Origin of the sequence: Enterococcus sp. (genome assembly GCF_032555305.1) — a bacterium.
GTDB lineage: Bacteria > Bacillota > Bacilli > Lactobacillales > Enterococcaceae > Enterococcus_A.
Map to the genome: position 1 here is coordinate 253958 of NZ_JAWGOQ010000002.1, position 21915 is coordinate 275872.

17 protein-coding genes are annotated in these 21915 nt (G+C 39.4%); 5 read left to right on the plus strand and 12 right to left on the minus strand.

Annotated elements, in window-relative coordinates:
* Window positions 1–168 precede the first annotated feature (168 nt).
* The gene (locus E6139_RS02835) at window positions 169–2151 is read right to left on the minus strand and encodes a glucosaminidase domain-containing protein (RefSeq protein WP_316401532.1); all 1983 of its coding nucleotides are present in this window, start codon (window positions 2149–2151) and stop codon (window positions 169–171) included.
* Between the two features lie 699 nt (window positions 2152–2850).
* Window positions 2851–3201 carry a hypothetical protein gene (locus E6139_RS02840; protein WP_316401533.1) on the minus strand — a complete coding sequence of 117 codons (351 nt, stop codon included), beginning with the start codon at window positions 3199–3201 and terminating at the stop codon, window positions 2851–2853.
* A 231-nt stretch (window positions 3202–3432) separates the two neighbouring features.
* Between E6139_RS02840 and E6139_RS02845 the strand changes: the two genes are divergently transcribed.
* The gene (locus E6139_RS02845) at window positions 3433–4593 is read left to right on the plus strand and encodes a cation diffusion facilitator family transporter (protein ID WP_316401534.1); all 1161 of its coding nucleotides are present in this window, start codon (window positions 3433–3435) and stop codon (window positions 4591–4593) included.
* 34 nt (window positions 4594–4627) lie between these two features.
* On the opposite strand, the gene E6139_RS02850 is transcribed toward E6139_RS02845, so the two are convergent.
* From E6139_RS02850 to E6139_RS02880, 7 genes are all read right to left on the minus strand, one after another.
* Window positions 4628–6616 carry an ABC transporter permease gene (locus E6139_RS02850; RefSeq protein WP_316401535.1) on the minus strand — a complete coding sequence of 663 codons (1989 nt, stop codon included), beginning with the start codon at window positions 6614–6616 and terminating at the stop codon, window positions 4628–4630.
* 2 nt (window positions 6617–6618) lie between these two features.
* Window positions 6619–7380 carry an ABC transporter ATP-binding protein gene (locus tag E6139_RS02855; protein ID WP_316401536.1) on the minus strand — a complete coding sequence of 254 codons (762 nt, stop codon included), beginning with the start codon at window positions 7378–7380 and terminating at the stop codon, window positions 6619–6621.
* A 140-nt stretch (window positions 7381–7520) separates the two neighbouring features.
* Window positions 7521–8510 carry a sensor histidine kinase gene (locus E6139_RS02860; protein ID WP_316401537.1) on the minus strand — a complete coding sequence of 330 codons (990 nt, stop codon included), beginning with the start codon at window positions 8508–8510 and terminating at the stop codon, window positions 7521–7523.
* Window positions 8507–9187, minus strand: coding sequence for a response regulator transcription factor (locus E6139_RS02865; RefSeq protein ID WP_316401538.1), 681 nt, complete (start codon window positions 9185–9187; stop codon window positions 8507–8509). Before E6139_RS02865 ends, E6139_RS02860 begins: the two co-directional genes overlap by 4 nt.
* Window positions 9188–9330: 143 nt before the next feature.
* Window positions 9331–10167: a TIGR03943 family putative permease subunit gene (locus tag E6139_RS02870; protein WP_316401539.1), complete on the minus strand. Its 837-nt coding sequence runs from the start codon at window positions 10165–10167 to the stop codon at window positions 9331–9333.
* A gap of 12 nt (window positions 10168–10179) precedes the next feature.
* Window positions 10180–11073 carry a permease gene (locus E6139_RS02875; RefSeq protein ID WP_316401540.1) on the minus strand — a complete coding sequence of 298 codons (894 nt, stop codon included), beginning with the start codon at window positions 11071–11073 and terminating at the stop codon, window positions 10180–10182.
* Between the two features lie 157 nt (window positions 11074–11230).
* The gene (locus E6139_RS02880; protein WP_316401541.1) at window positions 11231–11506 is read right to left on the minus strand and encodes an HU family DNA-binding protein; all 276 of its coding nucleotides are present in this window, start codon (window positions 11504–11506) and stop codon (window positions 11231–11233) included.
* A 325-nt stretch (window positions 11507–11831) separates the two neighbouring features.
* Between E6139_RS02880 and E6139_RS02885 the strand changes: the two genes are divergently transcribed.
* Together E6139_RS02885 and E6139_RS02890 are read left to right on the plus strand one after the other, a co-directional pair.
* A complete protein-coding gene (locus tag E6139_RS02885; RefSeq protein WP_316401542.1) occupies window positions 11832–13355 on the plus strand; it encodes a helix-turn-helix domain-containing protein in 1524 nt (507 codons plus the stop codon).
* Window positions 13333–14847 carry a helix-turn-helix domain-containing protein gene (locus E6139_RS02890; protein ID WP_316401543.1) on the plus strand — a complete coding sequence of 505 codons (1515 nt, stop codon included), beginning with the start codon at window positions 13333–13335 and terminating at the stop codon, window positions 14845–14847. Before E6139_RS02885 ends, E6139_RS02890 begins: the two co-directional genes overlap by 23 nt.
* 121 nt (window positions 14848–14968) lie before the next feature.
* On the opposite strand, the gene E6139_RS02895 is transcribed toward E6139_RS02890, so the two are convergent.
* Window positions 14969–15361: a hypothetical protein gene (locus tag E6139_RS02895; RefSeq protein ID WP_316401544.1), complete on the minus strand. Its 393-nt coding sequence runs from the start codon at window positions 15359–15361 to the stop codon at window positions 14969–14971.
* Between the two features lie 295 nt (window positions 15362–15656).
* Here E6139_RS02895 and ald point away from each other — a divergent pair, with 295 nt between their 5' ends.
* Window positions 15657–16793, plus strand: a complete 1137-nt coding sequence (gene ald, locus E6139_RS02900; protein WP_316401545.1) for an alanine dehydrogenase — start codon at window positions 15657–15659, stop codon at window positions 16791–16793.
* A 157-nt stretch (window positions 16794–16950) separates the two neighbouring features.
* Window positions 16951–18654: a M3 family oligoendopeptidase gene (locus E6139_RS02905; RefSeq protein WP_316401546.1), complete on the plus strand. Its 1704-nt coding sequence runs from the start codon at window positions 16951–16953 to the stop codon at window positions 18652–18654.
* Between the two features lie 38 nt (window positions 18655–18692).
* Here E6139_RS02905 and E6139_RS02910 read toward each other — a convergent pair whose 3' ends face one another.
* Together E6139_RS02910 and E6139_RS02915 are read right to left on the minus strand one after the other, a co-directional pair.
* Window positions 18693–20186 carry an LPXTG cell wall anchor domain-containing protein gene (locus tag E6139_RS02910; protein ID WP_316401547.1) on the minus strand — a complete coding sequence of 498 codons (1494 nt, stop codon included), beginning with the start codon at window positions 20184–20186 and terminating at the stop codon, window positions 18693–18695.
* 176 nt (window positions 20187–20362) lie between these two features.
* A complete protein-coding gene (locus E6139_RS02915; protein ID WP_316401549.1) occupies window positions 20363–21784 on the minus strand; it encodes an LPXTG cell wall anchor domain-containing protein in 1422 nt (473 codons plus the stop codon).
* Between the last annotated feature and the right edge of the window lie 131 nt (window positions 21785–21915).

The window sequence follows — 21915 nt, forward strand, 5'->3', positions numbered from 1 at the left end:
CAAATCTGCTGATTAATTTCACGATCTCTATCGCTTTGTGAAATAATTCTTTTCTGAATTCTTAAAAAACATAATAAGAATACGATTCCATTTTCACATAATTCAACTGCTTTTAAAAGTAAAAAAGCTGCCAAGTTTCTCGCTTGGCAGCCTCTTATTGGAAAAAAATTATTTCATTGGTGGAATGACCGCTAATAATCCGTTGCTTAATGTGATATAGATTGAAGAAGCTGTTGGTATTGTATCGGTCACAGCCTTCTTAGTTGGTAACGCTGTTGCAGCTAACGCTATCAAGCTTTCTCCACGGAAAAGATTGACAAAATGCTTCGTCGACATGACCTGCGGAATCCGCGGACTATTTACGATGCTGGCGATTAATTTTGATTGAATCTGATCATTTGCATCAAAAGCAGGTTTAGTAGCTTTAGTTTCTGGTCCAACAGTCTTCTCTTTCTTTTCTTTCGCGTGATCAAATTCTGTTAAATCATACGCTTTAATAATCGCGTTTAATTTTTCAGCATATTGTTTATCCGTTGCATATCGCCCTTGTAGATGTTCGGTTGCGTCTTTGTAAGACTCTGTTTGATCTTTCCAAGTGGCTTTGTAGAAGTCTGCATTGCCTGAGATGCCTTTTTTGATCAGCTTCGCATAGTCTTCCAATGATTCTTTATATGAAGGATATTTTCTAAATTCAGAAGTGATTTGGAAGCTTGCGCCTACACTATCCTGCTCCAACGTTTGGAAGGTTACGCCTTGATCCTTGAATTTACCTTTGATTCCAAACAAGTTATAATTTGGCTCACTTGCAAGCGAGCTATTTCCTGAACCACTTTCTAAAATGGCCTGAGCGATCATGACAGATGAATAAATGCCGTTCTTCTGCCCGATCTCACGAGAAGTTTCACCGATTTTCTTGATGAATTGATCGGTCGTTTGATTTTTATTAAAAATAAATGGCTGATTGGTACTGTATTCGCCAAAGGCATTTGACAATGACCCTGTAGCTTTTGGCAAACCGGCAACATTTACGCGAAGGGCAAATGTTGGTGTAAAATCGCTGATATTACCAATTTTTACGACATCGCCTGGTTGTGGTGCATGAATGTATTGACCATTGCCGATATAAATTGCTACGTGAGTTGTCACGCTAGTTGGTGCTCCCCAAAATAGTAAATCACCAGGTTGAGCCTCACTGACTGGGATTTGTGTTCCAGCATATTGCTGATCTCCTGTCCAGCCGCCGATATTGTGTCCAGTCGCATTCGCATAGACTACATATGCTAGACCCGAACAATCAAAGGCATTCGGTCCTTTTGCGCCCCAAACATACGGTTTGCCCAAATGACGATATGCTTCTTGAACGATCGCCGTTTGAACTTCATTACTAAAGGTTGGTGCGTTTTGATTAGAGGGCACGCGAACATCAGTAGCTGCCGCAGAAGTATTTTCTTCAGGTTGACGAGCTGCTTGTTGTTCTTCGTTCGTAGCTGGTTGATTTGCTGCAGGTTTTTGAGTCGGTTGGTTTGTCGTAGTCCCTACAGTTTGATCTTTACTGTCGTTATTTTGATTACTAGCATTATTTCCAGTATTACCGCTCGGTTTTTCCGTCGGCTTTGGAGTTGGTGTCGGCGACGGCTTTTCTGTAGCCTTCACAGGTGTGACTTCTAATTGAATAGAAACATCAGAATCAGGCATTGAAAATTGTCCATTAATGTCGCTAGCTGAATAAACTACCGCTTGAGTAGTTGCATTCATAATCTTTACTTCTTTTAATTCAAATCCCTTAGCGATTGACACGGTATAATGAACGGCTGTGTTGGCAGTCAGACCATTTTCCGATGTATATTGGAAGGAAATTTGGTTGCTATTCGCGTCAGCATAAACATTATTGGCGATTGGATTTCCGTTTGCTAGCAGATTATATTGTTTCTCAGGTTCAGGAGTAGGATCTGTTGGTCCAGGATTTGGCGTCTCAGAACTTTCCGTGCTCTCTGTACTTGAGTTTTCAGTCGTTTGTTGGTTTGTTGAAGTCACAGCAGAATTAGTGGCAACAGTACTGCTCTCTTCCGCAAAAACTTGTTGTGAAGCTAAAAGAGTTGGTCCAAATAGAGTTCCCAGCGCAAATAAACTTACAATTTTATTGTACTTCACATCTATACCTCATTTCTATTTTACATATACTTTCACATATAATTATTTTCCTTAATTACTTACTATAATAACATTAATTTGATCGTCTGTCTAAAGACTAGGCCATAGTTCACAAAACCTTCAAATTCATCAAAAACCAAGAAAAATACCATCATATCTTGAGCAATTCGATTTTTTCAACCCTTGTCAAATCAGCTTTTATGACCTTAAAGAACAAATTTTTATTTTCAAATAAGAGTAAAATTCTATATATATAGTTTACCACTTAATCTATTTATTTAATATAATATTTGATAAATGAAATGTTTTTAATGATACAAAATAATATTTTACTTTATAAAAGGTACGCAAAAAAATAAAATATCTTGGACCATCAACAAAAAAGTGATAATCCAAGAATTTTTATAGTATAAATCAGAAACCTGACGAAGGACGAACCATATCCGATTTATCTTTTCTTATAATAGAAGCAGATGATTCCACAAATATTTTGACCATTGATTATTCTTCTGTTTTTTAGCAAAGAAATCCGAGCAGTCGTTTGCCATTCACTTGTTTGTCTATATCAATCACCGATTAGATTTCATGAGTACTGATTTCTTTTTTGGTCAGTTTAAAACCAACAATTCACAAAAAAGACTTGTTAAACATTGAGCAAAAGGGTCCGAACAATAATATGTTCGGACCCTTTCCCCTTTATTATTTTACTTTTGCTTTGTCCTTAACAATTTTTTGCATCAACTTAGATATTGAACGTTCATGGAAATGAGTCATTCGGACGCTTTCGCCACTTTCTGTGCGCCAAATTTTATTTTCATAAAATCCAACACTATCACGTTCTCCATCCATTAGTTCTTTTGCATAACCTAATACTAGACGAATGGCTTCACGGGTGGGCTCGTCACTTTGGAAATAGCCTGGGTAGCTCCGCAAATACTCATCAAGATCACTATTTCTTGAAGCTTTCCAGTCTTCAATAAAATCCTCTAGTGCAGTGACTACATTGCTTGTTTGAATCTTCCATAATGTTATGTCTACCTGATTCTCCATACTCATTCCTCCATTTTAGAATCCCTTTACACCATTCATTATAAAGTGTTTTCATTTTAATTAGCTGAGATATCTGCAAATTTTTTATTAAAAAACTTCAAAAAAAGACTAATCTATAAAGGTAAACCCTAAATATTTAAGGTTTACCTCTAAACTCGCCAGTGGATTTGGCTTCTTAATGTCCGTTTTTTCAGTTATACTAGTAGTAATTGATTAATAAGGATGATTGTTATGCTAACTTTTCTAATAAATAAAATTACAGCACGGTGGAAAGGAAACAAGCGAACCAGTGTCGGAATCTTGGCTGGAATTTTAGGGCTAATTTCAAATTTACTGCTCTTTCTTGCCAAATTCTTTATCGGTTCTCTCTCAGGCAGTGTCTCGATTATGGCCGATGCTATGAATAACCTTTCAGACACCGCCTCTTCATTCATCACCCTCGCCGGTTTCAAAATTGCTGGAAAACCGGCTGATGAAGATCACCCTTATGGTCATGAGCGCTTTGAGTATATCAGCGGGTTTGTCATTTCGATTTTAGTCACCTATGTTGGGATTCGTTTTTTAGACAGCTCTTTTGTCAAGATTCTTCATCCCAGCAGCGTCTTGCTTTCGTCAATCGTCTATATCGTATTGATTTTGTCTATCTTAATGAAGTTTTGGCAATCCTTTATGTATCGACGATTGGGACGTGAAATTGATTCGGATACGTTAAAAGCTACTGCTCAGGATAGTATTAATGATGTGTATACTACAATCGCTGTACTAATCTCCGCTATTATCGAATGGTTCAGCGGCTGGCGGATTGATGGATATATTGGATTTCTGATTGCCCTATATATTATTTACTCAGGTGTCAAAATGATCATGGGATTCATCAATGATTTAATGGGGGTTCGCCCACGAGAAGAAGAGGTTCTAGCTATTCGCAAACATTTAGATAATTATCCGGATATTATCGGCTATCATGATTTGCTGATCCACAGTTACGGTCCAAACAGCGTTTTTGCCTCTGTCCATATAGAAGTCAATCAAGATTGGAGCTTGCCTCATGCTCATGAGGTGATTGATGCGATTGAGTATGAGGTGAAGCAAAACTTAGGTGTTGACCTGGTTTGTCACCTTGATCCCTATCCTATTGACGATCCCGACTTTAAGCGCATCGCTCCAGAGCTAAAAAAGATTTTGAAGGAAATCCATCAGCACTTACGTTTTCATGACCTGCGCGTCGATAAGACCACGACTCCAGAGACCATCTATTTTGACTTAGTGGTTCCTGAAGATCTAAAAAAAATCACGAATACTCAGTTGCAGGATCAGATCAGTGAACGGTTCATCAGCCAGAACGAGCCCGCGAAACTGAGCATCACCTTCGATCGAACCTATTTATTGTAAACGAAGAAGCATTGGTCAATGACCAATGCTTCTTTTAGCTTTTCCGTTCGACTAATTGGTAATAGCTGCGGGCGGTTAAGCGATAAACGACAAAATATAGGATTGCGAAAATGATTGTAACAATCACACAAACAAGCAGAAACAGCTTCCAGTTTACTAAACCGAACAGAATGAGTAATTTTCGAATCAATGGAAATGCAAATCCTAGATGGATAACGGCTACTACTAATGGGAAAGAGAAGACCATCAGAACCTGACTGCGAATCACCTTTTTAACCTCCTGATGACTCATCCCTACTTTTTGCAATATTTCAAAGCGTTCTCGATCATCGATTCCCTCAGAGATTTGTTTGTAGTAGATGATTAGAGCCGTTGCCAAGATAAAGGTTGCTCCGAAAATGATTCCCAAAAAGAAGAAGCCGCCGGTAAACACTTTATTCTCAGACACAAAGGTGTATTTATCATTGAAAGTAAACTGCCCGTCTCCTACTTGCTGGCTCAGTTGATTGCGCAAGGTTTGAGCAAACTCAATTTGATGTTCTTTGCTCTTCAGATCTGTATTGAACATGAAGTTGTACTCTGGATAATTCGCTGCTGTCTCGGCCTTTTTCGGAAACCAATTTGTCAGACACTGTTCGAGGACGGCTTGATTTGCCAAAACAACTACGAAAGAATCCGTCAGTTCAACCTGCTGATTGATCCCTGGAAACTGATTAATCCGCTTCTTAATGTTAAATTTCTGATTTTCAATTTTTAGAAAATCCTCTTTGATGTCTCCACTAACTGGATAGAAGTAAATTTCATTGTCCTTCAGTTTTATTGCTTCATCTGTATGCTTTTTATACTCTTGCGCAGTCATAAAGTTTATTAAGGTGACTGTTGCTGATTTTGAGTTGTAATAATCCTCTTTGCTGGTCAACTGATAGTTGCCGTTTTTTGGTTGAAACATGATGCTTTTAGTTGACGTCAGGTAAACCTGATTCGTGATTGGTGCTTGGTTCTTTGCACTAACTGTCTCGATTGCATCCTTTACCTTCTCTGGTTGCTGAGCAGTCGAAATCATTACATCCCGTGGGTAGCGTGTTTTTTCAACATCCTTTTGACCAAAGAACAGGCTGCCTGTAGTCGCCACCGTTACTAAAACCATCGTTGAAAGAATACAGATACTAGCCAAGCCTGCCGCATTTTGCTTCATTCGATGCATCATGCTTGAGATTGAAATAAAATGATTGGTCATATAATAGAACCGTTCATTTCTTTTTAAAAGCTTCAGCAACGCAATGCTCCCAGCAATAAACAAGCAATAGGTTCCGAGAATGACTAAAATAATCGCGACGAAGAACAGCGTTAAGGCATTCAACGGAGAATCGATCGTAATAGCGATTCCATAGCCAGCCCCTAGAAAAGCTAGGCCCAAAATAGCAACGATCCAACGTGCCTTTGGTTCCTGCTCTCCCTTCTTACTTCCATGGAGGAGCGAGATGGGGTTGGTCCTTTTGATTTGCCAGCAATTGATTAGCAGCAGCAAGAAGAATATTCCTAGAAATAGCATGGCTACAAATCCAAGACTCTCAGGAAAGAGTTGGAAAACAAACGCATTCCCAACACTAATTAACCGATGCAGGATTAAGAAAGCTAATTTTGATAAAACGACTCCCGTAATCAACCCTGTGATCAGGACGATCAGAAAGCTGAGAAAGGTTTCCCAGATCATTAATTGATACAGCTCACGTTTTCCTAAACCCAGAATATTGTAGAGGCCTAGTTCTTTTTTTCGCTGCTTGAGTAAAAAACTATTCGTATAAAATGAAAAGATCACAGTAAAAATCATAATAACGATATGACCTAAACCAAACATCGCACTGGCTGAACCACCACCAGGCAAAGAGCGCATGCCTTCATTATTTACAATTACCTGTGTCATTGTATTGATAGCAACTAAAAACAGCATTGAAATAAGAAATGGCAGATATCCGCGATGATTTTTCTTTAAATTTGTCGAGGCTAATTTTAAATAAAACATTTTTAAGCCTCCTTCGATAACAAGGCTGTCAAGGTCTCATTGATGGTTTCAAGGAATTCGTAGTTGTCCTTGTTGCCGCGATAGAGCTGATGATAGACTTGTCCATCTTTGATAAAAAGAACACGATTGGCATGACTGGCTGCAATTGAGCTGTGAGTCACCATTAAAATTGTTTGCCCATTGTAATTCAAGCGCTGGAAAATTTGCAGCAGCTGTTCTGAGGTCTTTGAATCCAGTGCTCCTGTCGGTTCATCCGCTAACAATAAATCTGGATTGGTAATGATCGCACGCGCAACGGCCACCCGTTGTTTCTGTCCGCCTGACAATTCGTAAGGATATTTCTCTAATAATTTTTCGATTCCTAAAGCCTTCACGACTGGTTTCAACTCACTCATCAATTCCTTAACTGGTGTGCGAGATAGTACTAACGGCAGTAAAATGTTATCCTTCACTGAGAATGTATCCAACAAATTGAAATCCTGAAATACAAAGCCCAAATGGTCTCGCCGGAAAGCCGCGGCATTTTTTTCCTTGATGGTATTCAAATCCATCCCATCTAATAGAATCGTTCCAGAAGATGGTTTATCCAATGTTGCAATCAAATTTAATAAGGTACTCTTGCCTGATCCTGACTCTCCCATGATCGCCACATAATCACCCTTGTCGACAGATAAATCGATACTTCTCAAGGCTTCAACAGGCATTCCCTTGAACTGGGTCTGATAGACCTTTTTAATCTTCTCAACCTTCAATAGCTCATTCATTGTGAAATTCCTCCTAGTTCATTTTCAGTAGTTTCGCTACCAGTAGTATCTGGTTAGCCCTCTACTAAATCATAGGTTTCTGCCTGCAAAAACTCTACTTACGAAAATAAATCCAAACTTACAATCATGTAAGTTCGGATTTATTCAAATGCGGCAATCTCGGTTGGGAAGACAATGGTAACCTTCGTTCCCTTTCTTACCTCTGATTCTATATATATGCGGCAGCCTAATTTTTCTGCAGCTTGTTGACTGAGATAAAGTCCAAGTCCACTAGCTCTTTGCTGCTCACGACCGTTCATTCCGGTGTAGCCCTTTTCAAAAACCCGTGGCAGATCCTCCGCACGAATCCCTATACCACTGTCTTCAATCGTTAACTGGTTTTCTGTAAAGAAAATCCGGATCACACCATTTTCGGTGTATTTGATCGCGTTAAAAATGATCTGCTCTAAAATAAAGACCAGCCATTTCTGATCTGAATAGACCACACCAGTCAGGTTCTCAAGCTGCAGGCTAAGATTTTTTTGAGAGAAAAATGTCGCGTATTTCTTTACGACGGATTTGATAATCTTATCGATCGCCAGCTGTTGAAAGACTAAATCTGCCTGATCCAAATTTTGACGCATATAGTTCAGGATCATTTGCAGATAGTCATTAATTTTAAATACTTCATTTTTCATTGTTCGAGGATCTAGCTGTCCTGATTGGATCAGCAGATCCAACGCTGCCACAGGTGTCTTGATTTGATGCAGCCATAATCCGAAATCATCTAAGATCTCTTTTTGCTTCTGCTGGAGCACTTCTTGCTGCTGGTTCTTGTTTTCTAAGACTAAACGCAAAACCTCTTGATACGTTTTTTCAGTCATCGTTTCAGCTCTAGGAAGAAAAATAAGGCTACTAAGCTGCAGGTCCTTCGTTGCTAAAAGTGCTAATTGTTTTTGCTTTCGGAAATAGCGATAGTATGAAACGAATGAATAGACCACTAAAGTGAAAACTGTAAATAGAAAACTGTCCCAAAAAGGTGAAAACTGTAATTCATACAGATAAAAAGTTAAGGCGATCAATCCCCAGAAAATGACATACATTCCATAGATGACTCGCCGCTCATAGAGAAAGCTCATTAATACTCTCATTCTTTTTCCTCAATCAAATACCCTTTGTTCTTCACTGTTTGAATCAGGCTCTCGATGCCGAAGTCTTTCAATTTTTTTCGTAAACGAGTTAGGTTGACGGCCAAGGTGTTGTTATCAATAAAATCATCGCTTTGCCACAAAGTCTCAATAATTTGTTCTCGTGGTACGATTTGTCCGCGGGTAGCGAACAGAACACTTAAAATGCGGGATTCATTAGGAGTCAATGGCAAATGATCTTTCATTGACTGAATCTGGTTAATCGCTGGAACGAATTGATAGTCTCCGAAAGAATAAGTCAATTGATGTCCATATTTATAGCTGCGACGCAACAATGCTTGGATTTTTGCTAGCAGAATTGTCAGTTCAAAGGGCTTTTCAATAAATTCGTCGGCTCCCATATTCAAAGCCATTACTTGATTCATTTGGTCCTTCGCTGAGGATAAGAAGATGATCGGTACTTCCGAAACCTTGCGAATTTCCTGACACCAATAGAACCCGTTGAAATACGGCAAAGAGATATCTAAAATCACTAAATCCGGTTGAGCATTCTGGTATTCTTCAAAAACATGTTGAAAATCGGCTGCAACATCACAAGTCAGTCCCCACTGAGTAAGATGCTGTTGAATCACTGAAACGATCGTGGCGTCATCTTCTACAAGAAAAATTTTATTGGTCATTAATAGTTCCTTCTACTTTTTCTTTTTATTATACTAGAAGTTCACAGTATTTCAGAAGCTATCTTGAAAAAAATAAAAGATTTTCGCAACTGGCTGCCATTTAATAAAAAAAGAGCCTTCTGATTTACAGAAGACTCCCTTTGTTAAAAAGCGCGGTACACATATTGATTTTTAGGAGCACTCACGGATTGAGCGCTGCTGACTGCAACTGAAGGTATTTGACGATCAAAGGGTTCGAAGAAATCCAAAGTGATCGTCCCTTCAATGTGCAACCATTGATTATTTTTTACTGCAACATTGGAGGGCAATTTGGTCATTAAACCAAACACACCCGAATCGGCAACACAATGAATAATTCCGAAGCGGAACAAAAAATCATATTTTTGATTATTTTTATTTGTTTCATATACAAAGCCATTAAAGGCGATCTTTTTCCCGACAAAAGAATTTGGATAATTATAGATCAATTCCATCACTTCCAAATAATTCTCATCGGTAATTTCCAATTTTTGATCCGTCTCATATTTCGTCATTAATTTGGTCATTTGATCTGTGTAATCACTCTTATTGTAATAAATGCTTGTATCAGGCTTCAAATATTGCGTTGTCATCTCGGGATCACCCACCGATTCTTTGCTGACAGGGAAACTAAAGCCCTTCGCTTCAACAATCGTCGTATCCAGACTGATCGTCGGAAATAGCGTGCCCACTACTAGCGGTAAGACTAATAATAAGTAGGCGATTCCGCGTTGATAAGACTTTGTCAACCCATGATCATGTCCATCGTGATGCTCGTGGACTTCACCCTTTTCTCCGCCAGCCCAAATTTTCAGTTGAACCAATGCCAATACCAACGATAAGGCCATCGTCAAGAAGACTAGATAACGGTAATGGACATTGATATATTGATCCAATTTACCGGAAACCTGCAGATACATCATTAACTCGAAATAGCCAGATAAAATCAAAAAGCGTATCATTTGTCTCTCCCCTTATATCACCAGTGCATAGACCGTTACGACCACACTGATTAATGCGATCAGCTGCAAGATAAATTTCCCATGAAAACTGCGTCTCATCATCAGATTTTTGATGTCGACCATCGGACCAAAAACGAGAAACGCCACGATCGCATTCGTTCCGAACAAACTTAGTAATGATGATCCGACAAAGGCATCTGCTTCAGAACAAAGAGACATGGTGAACGCCAATACCAGCATGACTACGATTCCGATGATTTTCGAAGAAGTTAGCTGCAGCATGAATTGCGTTGGTAAAAAAACTTGCATTCCGCTGGCTATCAATGCTCCGATAATTAAATAGCGACCGGTATCGAAAAACTCATCAATCCCATGCACTAAAACTGACCAGATATTCTGACCGAAGGATTTTCTTGACCCTTCATTGTGTACGTGAGCCGAATGATTCGGTAATTCTGCCTTTAAAATCGGCGAACGATTGAAATACGCGATCCATGATCCAATGATCAATGCCACGATAAAGCTACCTAAAGCTCTCAAAAAGGCAAATCTCGTACTGTTTCCAAAAGCAATATAGGTTGAGAAAAGTACAATCGGATTGATAATCGGTGCAGTCACCATAAAAGCAAACGCTGTATGCTCAGGCACTCCTTTGCGCATGAATTGAGTAACAATCGGTACAATACCGCATTCACAAGAAGGGAAAAAGAAGCCCAGAAAAGAGCCGACGAGAATTGCTAAAAATTTATTTTTAGGTAGGATTTTTTGTACTCGTTCTGGCGTTAAAAATACCTGTAAGGCACCAGAAATGATACATCCTAATAAAACGAAAGGAATCGCTTCGATGACAATCGACAAGAAGATCGTCCCCATCTGCAATACCGAATGTGGTAGAAAATTAAACATGTGTTTCCTCCAAATTTTTCACTGTTTTAAGATATACTCTTTTTCTTCAAAAGACACAAGATAATTTCTATTCACAAACTTTTTTTAACACTTTTTTTAGAGTTTATAACCCTGATATACAAAAAAAGCCTGCTCACAAGGAGCAGGCAGTAACTGATTATTTTACAGCGTCTTTTAATTGTTTACCAGCTTTAAATGCAGGTGATTTACTTGCTGCGATGGTGATTTCTTCACCTGTTTGAGGGTTACGACCTTTACGAGCTGCACGTTCGCGTACTTCAAAGTTACCGAAGCCGATCACTTGTACTTTTTCGCCATCTTTCAATGATGATTGGATTCCGTCAAATAAAGCATCTACAGCCGCTGTTGCGTCTTTCTTTGTCAATCCAGTTTTTTCTGCTACTTGTTCAACTAAACTTTGTTTATTGATCATAATGTATAGCCTCCACTATCTTTTTTAATGTATTCCAAAGACAATTCTATTCGTTATTGGGCAGAAAGGCAACAGTTTACTCTCTTTTTCTCTTTTTTTCATTTTTTTATTTTTTATTTATTAGAAATTAAAAAATAAAAAAATTATTCAAAGATTTTTAAAATAATTTGTATTTTTCCTTATTAAAATGGTATCCTAATTTATAATAATTTATATTCATAATTAGTTAAATAACATATATAACAAACAATTAAGGTATTCGAGCTTGTTTTATCAATCGTTTGAGATTATATTAAATAAAAAAATATTCAAGGGGTTTTTATTTATGAATCTTAGAGGGTTAATGAAAAAGGAGACTGCCAGACGGTTACGTCTGATTGAAGAGCTTTATTTTGCGAAGGATATGCTTCCTTCGGAGTATTTGATGGACATCTTGGATTGCTCACTTCCGGCACTAATTAGTGATATTCGTTTCCTTAATGAGGAGAAATTACCAATAAATATTATAAAAACGAAAGGTCTCTATTCAATTGAGTTTGATTTTTATGCCACGATAGATGTTTTGTACTCATACATTTTGCGTGGCAGCCTAGAATTCCAAGTTCTTCAGAGTCTTTTTTTTGAAAAAAGTCGCGGCATTCAACCCGCAGCTGATCGCTTGAATTGCAGCTTTTCAAATATGCAGCGCTATTTAAAAGCGGTCAAGGATGAAATGGTTCACTGGGACATCACCGTGGATCATCGCCCATTATGCGTCACTGGTGATGAAACATCGATACGGCATTTCTATTACCTATTTTTTAAAGAATCGCGGATGCCCTTTGCTGATTATGGCTTCTCTCAGGGATTGATTGATTCTGTTGACCAATTGATTCGTCGTATTCTTGAAGAAAATCAAATCACAAACAATATGAATGTTCATTTTCAACTAATGCATAGCTTCTTGATTGGATTACAGCGGCAAAAACAAGGTCATGCTATGAAAAATCTCGCATTCGAGAGCGGATTGATTATTCCTGATGCGGAGGATCTTAAGCGATTAAGTGTCTTGATTCGCCGGGAAACATCAATGGAATTTACTAATCTTCAATTGAGAGAGTGTTTATGGCCGTTATTTTCTCATCAGTTGATTTTGAACCGTCAGCAGCAATCGTTAGCACACAAAAGAAACAAACGATTAGCGAATTTCTATGAAGCCCATCATTTCCTATTGGAACAAATCAGTGACTTGCTGGCAAGACCTCTTTCACAAATAGAAGTCGTTGAGACCTTGCGTATATTGGGAAATGAGCTGTTCTGCTACTATCCAGATAAACGTTCGATCGAGATTTTGCATGAAACTGATGAAACAATGGTGAAGCTGATTAATAAAAAATACAGTCGAGAAATAAGAAAGCTCCAGAAAGTTGTGAGTAAATTTTTAAAGCCGCAAAAGCGGGACAGTTTTATACCGATATATCTAAGCTGTTTAGTTACAACAATAGATGATTTACTCCAACGTTTAGTTGATGCAGATCAACCAATCAAGGTTCTCCTGCTATCGGACACTTCGACAACTCACGAACGTTTCTGGCATTCTGTCTTTCCAGATTTCATCAAGGGATCCGTCCAGTATGATTATTTCGAAACGCCATTTATCTTACAGGATCAACTAACTGCATTAACGCAACAATACGATTTGATAGTTACGAACGTAACGATGACAGGTCTGGTATCCTCCTGTCCATTGATCGCGATCAATGCCTTTCCGACAGCGAAAGATTTTGATCGAATCCAACAATTTATTAACGATTTTGAACCACTTCCATCACGAAAGGAACTTTATAATGAACTTACGCCGTCTACTTAAGCGAGATAGCCAGCGCCAATTACTTTTAATTGAAACACTCTATTACTCGCAGCATCCTCGCTCAAGCGAAGAATTAGCAAAAATTACTGATTGTACGATTCCCGCGTTGCTGAATGACATACGCTCCATTAATACACAGAGTGATTATTACAAGGTGATACGAGAAAACAGTCTTTATCGATTAGAGCTAAAGGATAATGCAACGATTGATGTCCTTTATTCAACATTACTTGGCAATTCGATGGCCTTTAGAATCCTAGAGATGATTTTTTTTGAGGAATGCTTCACCTTACAGGAGCTTTCACGAAAATTGTTTTGCAGCATGACCACGGTCCAATCCGCAATGAAGGATCTGCAGGAAGCTTTGGGACAATGGAAATTGAGCATTCAGCGTCGCCCGTTTCGTTTGACCGGAAATGAAACAGCGATCCGTCATTTGTTTTTCTTGTATTTTACCGAAAAAAAGATCGAACGGGAAAACACACGTTTCAGCATGGAATTTTTCCGCTTTGGCGATGAAGTTGTTCGTTCAATGATCGCGGAGAATAATTTGACTGTCTCTCTTGCACAATACAACCGCTTGAGCCTGTGCTTCTTTGTTAGCCTTGTACGAATATCAAGAGGACATCGCATCACAACACGAACGCTTAAATCCAGTGCCATTCTGCCGCCAGATCAAAAAGCTATCAACAATTTTGGGCCTTATCTGCGCAAAGAATTACGGATTCTCTATTCTGAAGATATCATGAAGGATAGTTTTTGGCTGCTTTACTCCGATCTGTTCATCCTAGGTGAAGAGCAAAGAGAAAAGGTCATCAAAACAAATTATTCATTGGCCTATCATTACGAAACACACTATGATTTGGCAGAAAAACTGAGTACCATGTTGGTCACTCCCTTAACCGAACAACAAAAGGATCAGATGGCTACCATCTTGATTAATCAACACCTCTTCCATGCGAAAACCAAGGAGTTCATTAGTGTAGTGCAGGATCGAAAAAAGGATTGTCTGCGGTTATTAGAAACTTTCCATGCTCATTGCGTCCATCAGCTGCGTAGTTTAGTAATTGAGTTCACAGAAAACTATCAGCTTTTTGGTACGCCAGAGTTTATTGACAACTATATTTATCAGATCGTCGCTACTGTACCTAGTTGTTTAAACGGGATGAAGCAGTCAGAAAAGCCCGTCAATCTGCTAGTCGTATCTACCGATTCGAGAATGCAGGAAAGTTTATTAACAGAACTGCTGCGCTTCTCGCTTCGAGGAAATTATGTGATCCACCAAATGAATGTTGATCAATTACATAGTAAAAGCTACTTAGAGGTTTTTGAAGAGTATGATATTGTTATCAGTACTTCTACCTTCGATGTGCCGGATTGTCAAACACCGATCATCGCTGTCGAACTTTGTCCAAGTATCCACTCACTTAATAAAATCCAATATCTGGTGGATCAAACCAACAAGCGAAATAATCAGCTAATACGAAGTTAAGTTTCATCACTAGACAGTACTTGCTTTTCCAGAAGAAAAGAGCCGATTTTCTTTTAGGTGACCTAAATTGCTTTGATACTATGAAAACTTAGCTGGCACATCAAAAATGGACTTGAGTCATTTACTCAAGTCCATTTTTTGCTGCGATCAAACGATCTAATTCCTTGTCCATTGAAGCCTTCTCCGCTGTTAAACTGTTGATCATCCGCTGGTACTTCTCTTTTCCGTTCTTCTTGCGCAGCACATTCAATTGAATCGCAGAAAAAAGAATAACAATCAATGACAAAATGACGATGACAGCAAAAATTACTCCTAAATCGATTCGAAATAATGTATATAACAGCACGACTAACCCAACGATAATTTCCAGGATACTGAGCTTTGCTCTACGTCCTCCGCCAAAAATGATCCTTCTCAGCATTGGACCATGTAATAATTCTTCATAACGAGTCAAGCGCGCTTCTAGGAAGCTGACCTGCTCCTTTAATTGATCAATTCGTTGTTTATCTGGCATAGTAACTTCGCTCCTTAATATCTTATCCCTATTATCCCTAGTATTCACCTTTTTCGCAAATATTTTATGTCTCATTATAGAAATAATAATTTTTATCAGGCACACCTCATCAATAAGAACCTGCTAAGCAAATAGCACTCACCATTAAAATTTGTAAAGGATTTCATTTGGTCATAATCATTCATCGATGTGAAACACTTTGCAAATTCTTAGTTGAAATTGTTCTGAAGTCCTGTACAATTATTTTGTAAGCGAATCCACTTCGTATACGAATCGTTAAGAAGGAGTGTGTCAAATGATTATTGGAATTCCTAAAGAAATCAAGAACAACGAAAACCGAGTAGCTCTTCCCCCCTCTGGAGTATTTGATCTAACCAACCGTGGGCATCAAGTATTAGTCGAAAAGGACGCCGGCAAAGGTTCAGCCATTACAGACGAGGAATATGCTGCGGCTGGAGCGACGATCATCGAGAAGGCCGCTGACGTCTGGGCTGCTGAAATGGTCATGAAAGTCAAAGAGCCACTTCCCGAAGAATATCAGTATTTCCGCAAAGGATTATTATTGTTCACCTATCTGCATCTAGCTGCCAATAGACCACTGACTGAAGCTTTAGTAAACAGCGGTGTCAATGCCATCGCATATGAAAATGTCCAACCAGCAGACAATACCTTACCATTGCTTGCTCCAATGAGTGAAATCGCTGGTCGAATGGCTGCTCAGATCGGAGCAAACTATTTAGAACGCGTTAACGGCGGAAAAGGTATCTTATTATCAGGGGTTCCCGGCGTACGCCGCGGCAATGTTGTCGTGATCGGCGGCGGTGTCGTTGGATTGAATGCGGCAAAACTAGCATTAGGCTTAGGGGCTAACGTAACTCTATTAGATGTTAGTGTTCCTCGTTTGAAAGAACTAGATATCATCTTCGGCAACAGTGTACAAACAATGATGTCAAACAGCTATAATATCCAGGATGCGATGAAAACAGCAGACCTTGTCATTGGAGCTGTGCTGATTCCGGGTCATAAAGCACCAACTTTAGTAACAAAAGAGATGGTGGCACAAATGCCGGATCATGGTGTAATTGTCGATGTTGCGATCGACCAAGGCGGTATTTTCGAAACGGAAGATCGTGTGACAACCCACGACGATCCAACATATGTGGCAGAAGGAGTCGTTCACTACGCAGTTGCCAATATGCCAGGTGCCGTTCCGCAAACAGCAACATATGCTTTGAGCAATAGTACGATGGCTTATGCTAATCTGTTAGCAAACAATCCGCTAGAAGAAATCTTGAAGAGCAACCTAGCACTTCGCCGCGGTGTGAATACTTACAACGGCAAACTTACAATTGAAGCTGTAGCCAATGATTTGTGCATGGATTATACGCCAATCGACGGTTTGCTAAACGAAGAATTAATGATGAATTCATAAAACAGGAGGAACCTGCCAGCATGATGCTGGCAGGTTTTTTTGCAGGTTCCACTTTTGCTTGTATTGATTGATCATCCTCTGGAAGAACTTCGAGCTATTAAACAAATCGTGGGAACTGTTATAATAGAAAAGATTCTATTATAACAGGAGGTTTATTATGCTTTTTTCAGAAATTTCATATCAAAGACCTGATTTAACTCACTATAAAGAAAAGCTTACCCAAACTACTCAACAGTTTGTTGAAGCGGAAGATTACTCAGCTGCTAAAGCGGCTCTAGAAAAGCTTAATCACCTGCGCGGCGAGATGGCAAAAAATATGAAATTAGCTTATATCCGTCATTCAATCGATACTAAAGACCCTTTTTATCGCGATGAGAATGATTTTTGGGATCATCATGCACCGCTAGTCGACCAAATCCACAATCATTTTTACGAAAGCTTGCTGAGCTCCCCTTTTCGCAAACAGTTAGAAACGGATTTTCCTGCGACTCTTTTTCTTTTCGCAGAAGATCAGCTCCGTCTTTTAGACGATTCTGTTATCGAGTTGAAGCAGCAGGAGAATGAAGCCATCAGCCAATATTCGCAATTAATTGCTTCTGCTGAATTGGATTTCGAGGGGAAGAAGCGTACACTGTCCGAGTTATCCGCCTTCTTTACCGTTCCAGATCGAAAGACCCGTAAAACCGCTCAAGCAGTCTACGAAAGCTTCTTTGTTGCTCACGAACAGGAATTTGATGATATCTATGATCAGCTGGTGAAGGTGCGTCATCAACAAGCGCAAAAATTAGGATTCAAAAATTATGTTGAATATGGCGATCGATTGATGAATCGCTGGAGCTATGACCGGAAGCAACTTCATGATTTTCGTCGATTCATTGTCGAAAAAGTCGTTCCAATCAATCAAAAGCTTTATCAACGCCAGAAAGAACGTCTTGGTATCGATGCTCTTTTACATTATGACCTGCCATTAGTTTACCCAAACGGCAACCCTCGTCCACAGGGAAATCGCGACACTTTGGTCCGAAGCGCTCAAGCGATGTACCATGAACTTTCCAACGAAACTGGAAGCTTCTTCGACTTGATGATACAGCAGGAATTAATGGATCTAGCCAGTCGTCCAGGAAAACAAAGCGGCGGTTATTGCGAATTCATTGATGAAGTACAGATGCCCTTCATCTTTGCGAATTTCAACGGCACTTCTGATGATGTCGATGTCCTGACTCACGAAACAGGACATGCCTTCCAGAGTTATTTGTCCCGCTGGATCACGGAGCCTGAACTTGTTTTTCCGACTTCTGACACAGCGGAGATCCATTCTATGAGTATGGAATTCTTAACTTGGCCATGGATGGATAAGTTTTTCGGGAGTGACAGCGAGAAGTACAAGTTCGCACATTTGAGCAGCGCCCTGCAATTTCTTCCTTATGGTGCTTTAGTCGATCATTTCCAAGAAGAAGTCTATTTGCACCCAGAATGGACTGTTGCCGATCGAAAGCATTGCTGGCGCGAGCTAGAGCAGAGCTATTGTCCTGAGCGTAATTATCAGGAATCCGAAGCTTTAGAACGTGGGATTTACTGGTATCGCCAAGGGCATATATTTGAAGTTCCATTCTATTACATTGATTATACCTTGGCCCAAGTCTGTGCTCTGCAATTTTGGCAGCGGAAAATTGTTAAGGATGATCCGATGACTTGGGACGATTATTTGGCGATCTGCCGAATTGGCGGAAGTAAGACCTTTTTAGAAACAGTAGAATTAGGCAACCTTGCCTCCCCTTTTGACCGCGAAAAAATGACTGATTTATTAGCAGCTGTGGATCACTATCTGGCTGATATTTCAGAAGCAGAATTACTTGAATAAAAAAATCCTACTGAAAAATTTTTCAGTAGGATTTTTTGCTACACATTATTCTTTTTAAAGAATAATGCTGTAAATAGTAAGATGCATGCACCGCCAAGAATGGTCAAGAAAGAGCCTTTTTTGACATTCGTTTTCGGCAGCTCTGCTTGTGTCTTTTGGCTCACCGCAACTGGAGCTGTTTGATCGGCTAACTGAACCGTCGCTTGAGTTCCCGTAATAACTTCACTCGTTTCACTTATAGCAACTGCCGGACTTACCGTTCCTACAGTTCCCATAGTTCCCTGGTTGCCATCTCCAGTCGGATTTGGCTCATCAGGCATTTCTACATCTTTCGGGATAGACGGATCATAAAATCCCGGTGTATCTCGCATGATAAAGGGTAACTTGAAGGAATAATTAAACACAGCATCCGTTTCATAATCCTGATTATAGCGGACGTCAAAACCAAAAACATTTTTGTAGGTAAATGCTAGCCAATGGCTCATATCTAAATTGGTGGTATTGATGTTGTCAATCTCACCGATTTTGATATGGTCTCCATTGATCTTATAATAAAGCTGATTGTTCTTCGTCACATAGAAATGCTGAATATTATTTTTGTTAAAAAGATCAACACTTTGCTCCAAATCAATATCCGTAAAATTGAAGAAGCCAGATAGTTTGACCGGAGCTGTCGTCAGGTTATCAAAGAAGGAATAGTTCAGCAGCACATCCCTAATTCCCCGCATGGTGATCCCATTGTCTTTGTTGATGTGGAGAACCTGTTTACCAGCAAGTGCTGTCCAACCATTAACCGTGACCTTCATGTCGATCACCTTCCCCTTATAGGTACCGACATTTTTATAGGTGACAGTGATCACACCAGGTTTTTCGCTATCTAGATCGAAGGTAAACGTGTACCCATCACTAATATAATTTACGGTACCGCCAACGAGAACCTCTTTCACATTCGCAAAATTTGGCATGAACTCGTATTCCGCTGGAACTTTCGCATTTTCATCGGTTATGGCTTTTTCATGATCCACGATTTTACCATCGTTATTCTCTTTCAACACTGGGGCAGCTGCCTTTGTCGTTTTCACTTCATTTATCGACTCTGCTGCTTTTTCTTCATCTGATTCAGGTGTTTTTGTCGTATCGGGAACAGCGACTCCCAACTCTTCAGACTCTGGTTTTTCCTCAGCGACATCTTCGGTTAACACTTCTGGTATTTCTGCGTCATCTACTTCTACTGGATTGGCTGGTACTTCTAACTCCGTTGTTTCTGTCACTTCTGGTACAGCCAATTCTGTTGATCCTGATGAAATTGGTTCTGTTTCAACAACCTCAGACTCAATCAGCGGCGTGTTTGTTTGCGTAGGATCAGCTACCACAATAGCAGGTGCTATCTCATCATTACTTGGACTCTCAACAAATTCTGTTGAAATATTTGATACTGCCTGCTCTTTCGTTTCGTCAGCCCAAGCAGTGCTTGGTATCAAAGAACAGCCTAAAATTGCCACTGAAAACAAATAAATACCTTTTTTCACCATAAAACAACCTCCTTTTGATAAATACCAACAATAATTATAACATTTATTATTGATTATGAATCATCTTTTTTATATTAGCGATTTATATCAATAAATTATTAGAATCAGTTGTTTTATTTATCGCTACCAACCATCAAAAGACTCCTTGGAAAATAATTCCAAGGAGTTTCGTCAAGCTATACTTTTTTCTTATTCTTGAATAGCGCGATAAAAAGTACGATACAGGCACTGCCTAGTAACGCAAAAATCGAATTGTTTTGTACATTTGTCTGAGGTAAAACTGCTTGTTTCAAAGGTTCTGCTTCTTTTACTTTTATTTCAGCTGGAGTGATATTTTGAGGTTGTACTTTTTCTGCAACCCTTTGTGTCATTATCTCGGTTTTTACTTTTCCAGGTTCCGCAGTTTTGGTTGTTGTCACAGTGGCTTTTTCAGATGATGTTTCTTCTTGTACAGGTAGTTCCTCAATAACTTCCGATTTTTCAGGTTCAGAGGTGATTGGTGTTTCTTCAATTACGATTGGTGCTTGATACGTATAGTTAAAGATAGCTCCTGAATCATAGTCTTGGTTGTAGCGTACATCAAAATTGGACACATTTTTATAGGTATACGTTAACCAGTGATTCATGTCTAGATCATTGGTCTTTTTTCGATTGATCTCACCAACTTTGGTATAACCGTTGTGAGTTTTAAAGTATAATTGGTTGCCTTGCGTAACATAAAAGTTTTGAACATTATTATGATCAAACAGGTCGATGCTTTGAAGCAAATCGATGTCTGTAAAATTGAAGAAGCCAGAAACGTTCACAGCAGAAGCGGTTAGATTGTCAAGAAACGAGTAATTCAAACGTACGTCGCTGATTCCACTCATGGTGATTCCATTCTTTTTATGAATGCGGAGTTGATTATATAAACTACCGGAGAAAGCAGTCCATTCTTTGACGGTCACCTTCATATCGATCACCTTGCCATTGTAAGTTCCGACATTCTTATAGACTACAGTGATCGAGTTAGGCGTCTCCTGACTCAAATCAAAAGCAAAATAATTTGTCCGGTCCTGGTAACTGCCAGCAGAAGTCACCACGATATCCTCCAAATGATCAAAGTTCGGCATGAAATTATACTCAGCAGGTATTTTAGCCTGCTCATCGGTGATCGCCTTTTCATGGTCGACGATTTTTCCATCATTGTCATCTTTCAGCACAGGAACAGCTGCTTTTGTTGACACTGGCTGCATCGTTGAAGTTGAGCCAACTGCTGGCTGAGGAGTTGCTTTTTCTATAGCATCATCTGAGGTTGCTTTCTCAACTGACTCAGCCACGGGCATTTCAGCTTGCTCCGTTCCCTCTTGATTATTTTCAATATTCTCTGGAGTTAATCCTTCTTCTTCGACAGCTTCCTCCAATTCAGGCTTATTCTCTGCCTCAGGCTCTTGTGATTCCAAAATTGGCTGTTCCGAAACATCGGTGGGGCTTTCAATTAATTCCGTTGTTACCACGGGTGTTGTTGGCTCAGTAGTTTCATCCGCCCAGGCACTGCTGGGCACAAACGTTACCCCCAAGAGCGCTACCGAAAACAAATAGACACTTTTTCTAAACATAAAACGTCCTCCTTTTAATTAATACCAACATTTATTATAACACATTAAAGGATAATTTGTTTTATAAATCTTACAAGTGACAATCGCCCCAAAAGCCGATATACGCCTTTATTATAATGTTTCAATATTAT

Coding starts and splice junctions, on each gene's coding strand:
- E6139_RS02860 (WP_316401537.1), bottom strand. CDS start 8,510: ATGAGAGTATTAATGAGCTTTCTCTATGAGCGGCGAGTCATCTATGGA.
- E6139_RS02890 (WP_316401543.1), top strand. CDS start 13,333: ATGAACTTACGCCGTCTACTTAAGCGAGATAGCCAGCGCCAATTACTT.
- E6139_RS02865 (WP_316401538.1), bottom strand. CDS start 9,187: ATGACCAATAAAATTTTTCTTGTAGAAGATGACGCCACGATCGTTTCA.
- E6139_RS02845 (WP_316401534.1), top strand. CDS start 3,433: ATGCTAACTTTTCTAATAAATAAAATTACAGCACGGTGGAAAGGAAAC.
- E6139_RS02915 (WP_316401549.1), bottom strand. CDS start 21,784: ATGTTTAGAAAAAGTGTCTATTTGTTTTCGGTAGCGCTCTTGGGGGTA.
- E6139_RS02895 (WP_316401544.1), bottom strand. CDS start 15,361: ATGCCAGATAAACAACGAATTGATCAATTAAAGGAGCAGGTCAGCTTC.
- E6139_RS02880 (WP_316401541.1), bottom strand. CDS start 11,506: ATGATCAATAAACAAAGTTTAGTTGAACAAGTAGCAGAAAAAACTGGA.
- E6139_RS02905 (WP_316401546.1), top strand. CDS start 16,951: ATGCTTTTTTCAGAAATTTCATATCAAAGACCTGATTTAACTCACTAT.
- E6139_RS02870 (WP_316401539.1), bottom strand. CDS start 10,167: ATGATACGCTTTTTGATTTTATCTGGCTATTTCGAGTTAATGATGTAT.
- E6139_RS02840 (WP_316401533.1), bottom strand. CDS start 3,201: ATGGAGAATCAGGTAGACATAACATTATGGAAGATTCAAACAAGCAAT.
- E6139_RS02850 (WP_316401535.1), bottom strand. CDS start 6,616: ATGTTTTATTTAAAATTAGCCTCGACAAATTTAAAGAAAAATCATCGC.
- ald (WP_316401545.1), top strand. CDS start 15,657: ATGATTATTGGAATTCCTAAAGAAATCAAGAACAACGAAAACCGAGTA.
- E6139_RS02910 (WP_316401547.1), bottom strand. CDS start 20,186: ATGGTGAAAAAAGGTATTTATTTGTTTTCAGTGGCAATTTTAGGCTGT.
- E6139_RS02885 (WP_316401542.1), top strand. CDS start 11,832: ATGAATCTTAGAGGGTTAATGAAAAAGGAGACTGCCAGACGGTTACGT.
- E6139_RS02855 (WP_316401536.1), bottom strand. CDS start 7,380: ATGAATGAGCTATTGAAGGTTGAGAAGATTAAAAAGGTCTATCAGACC.
- E6139_RS02875 (WP_316401540.1), bottom strand. CDS start 11,073: ATGTTTAATTTTCTACCACATTCGGTATTGCAGATGGGGACGATCTTC.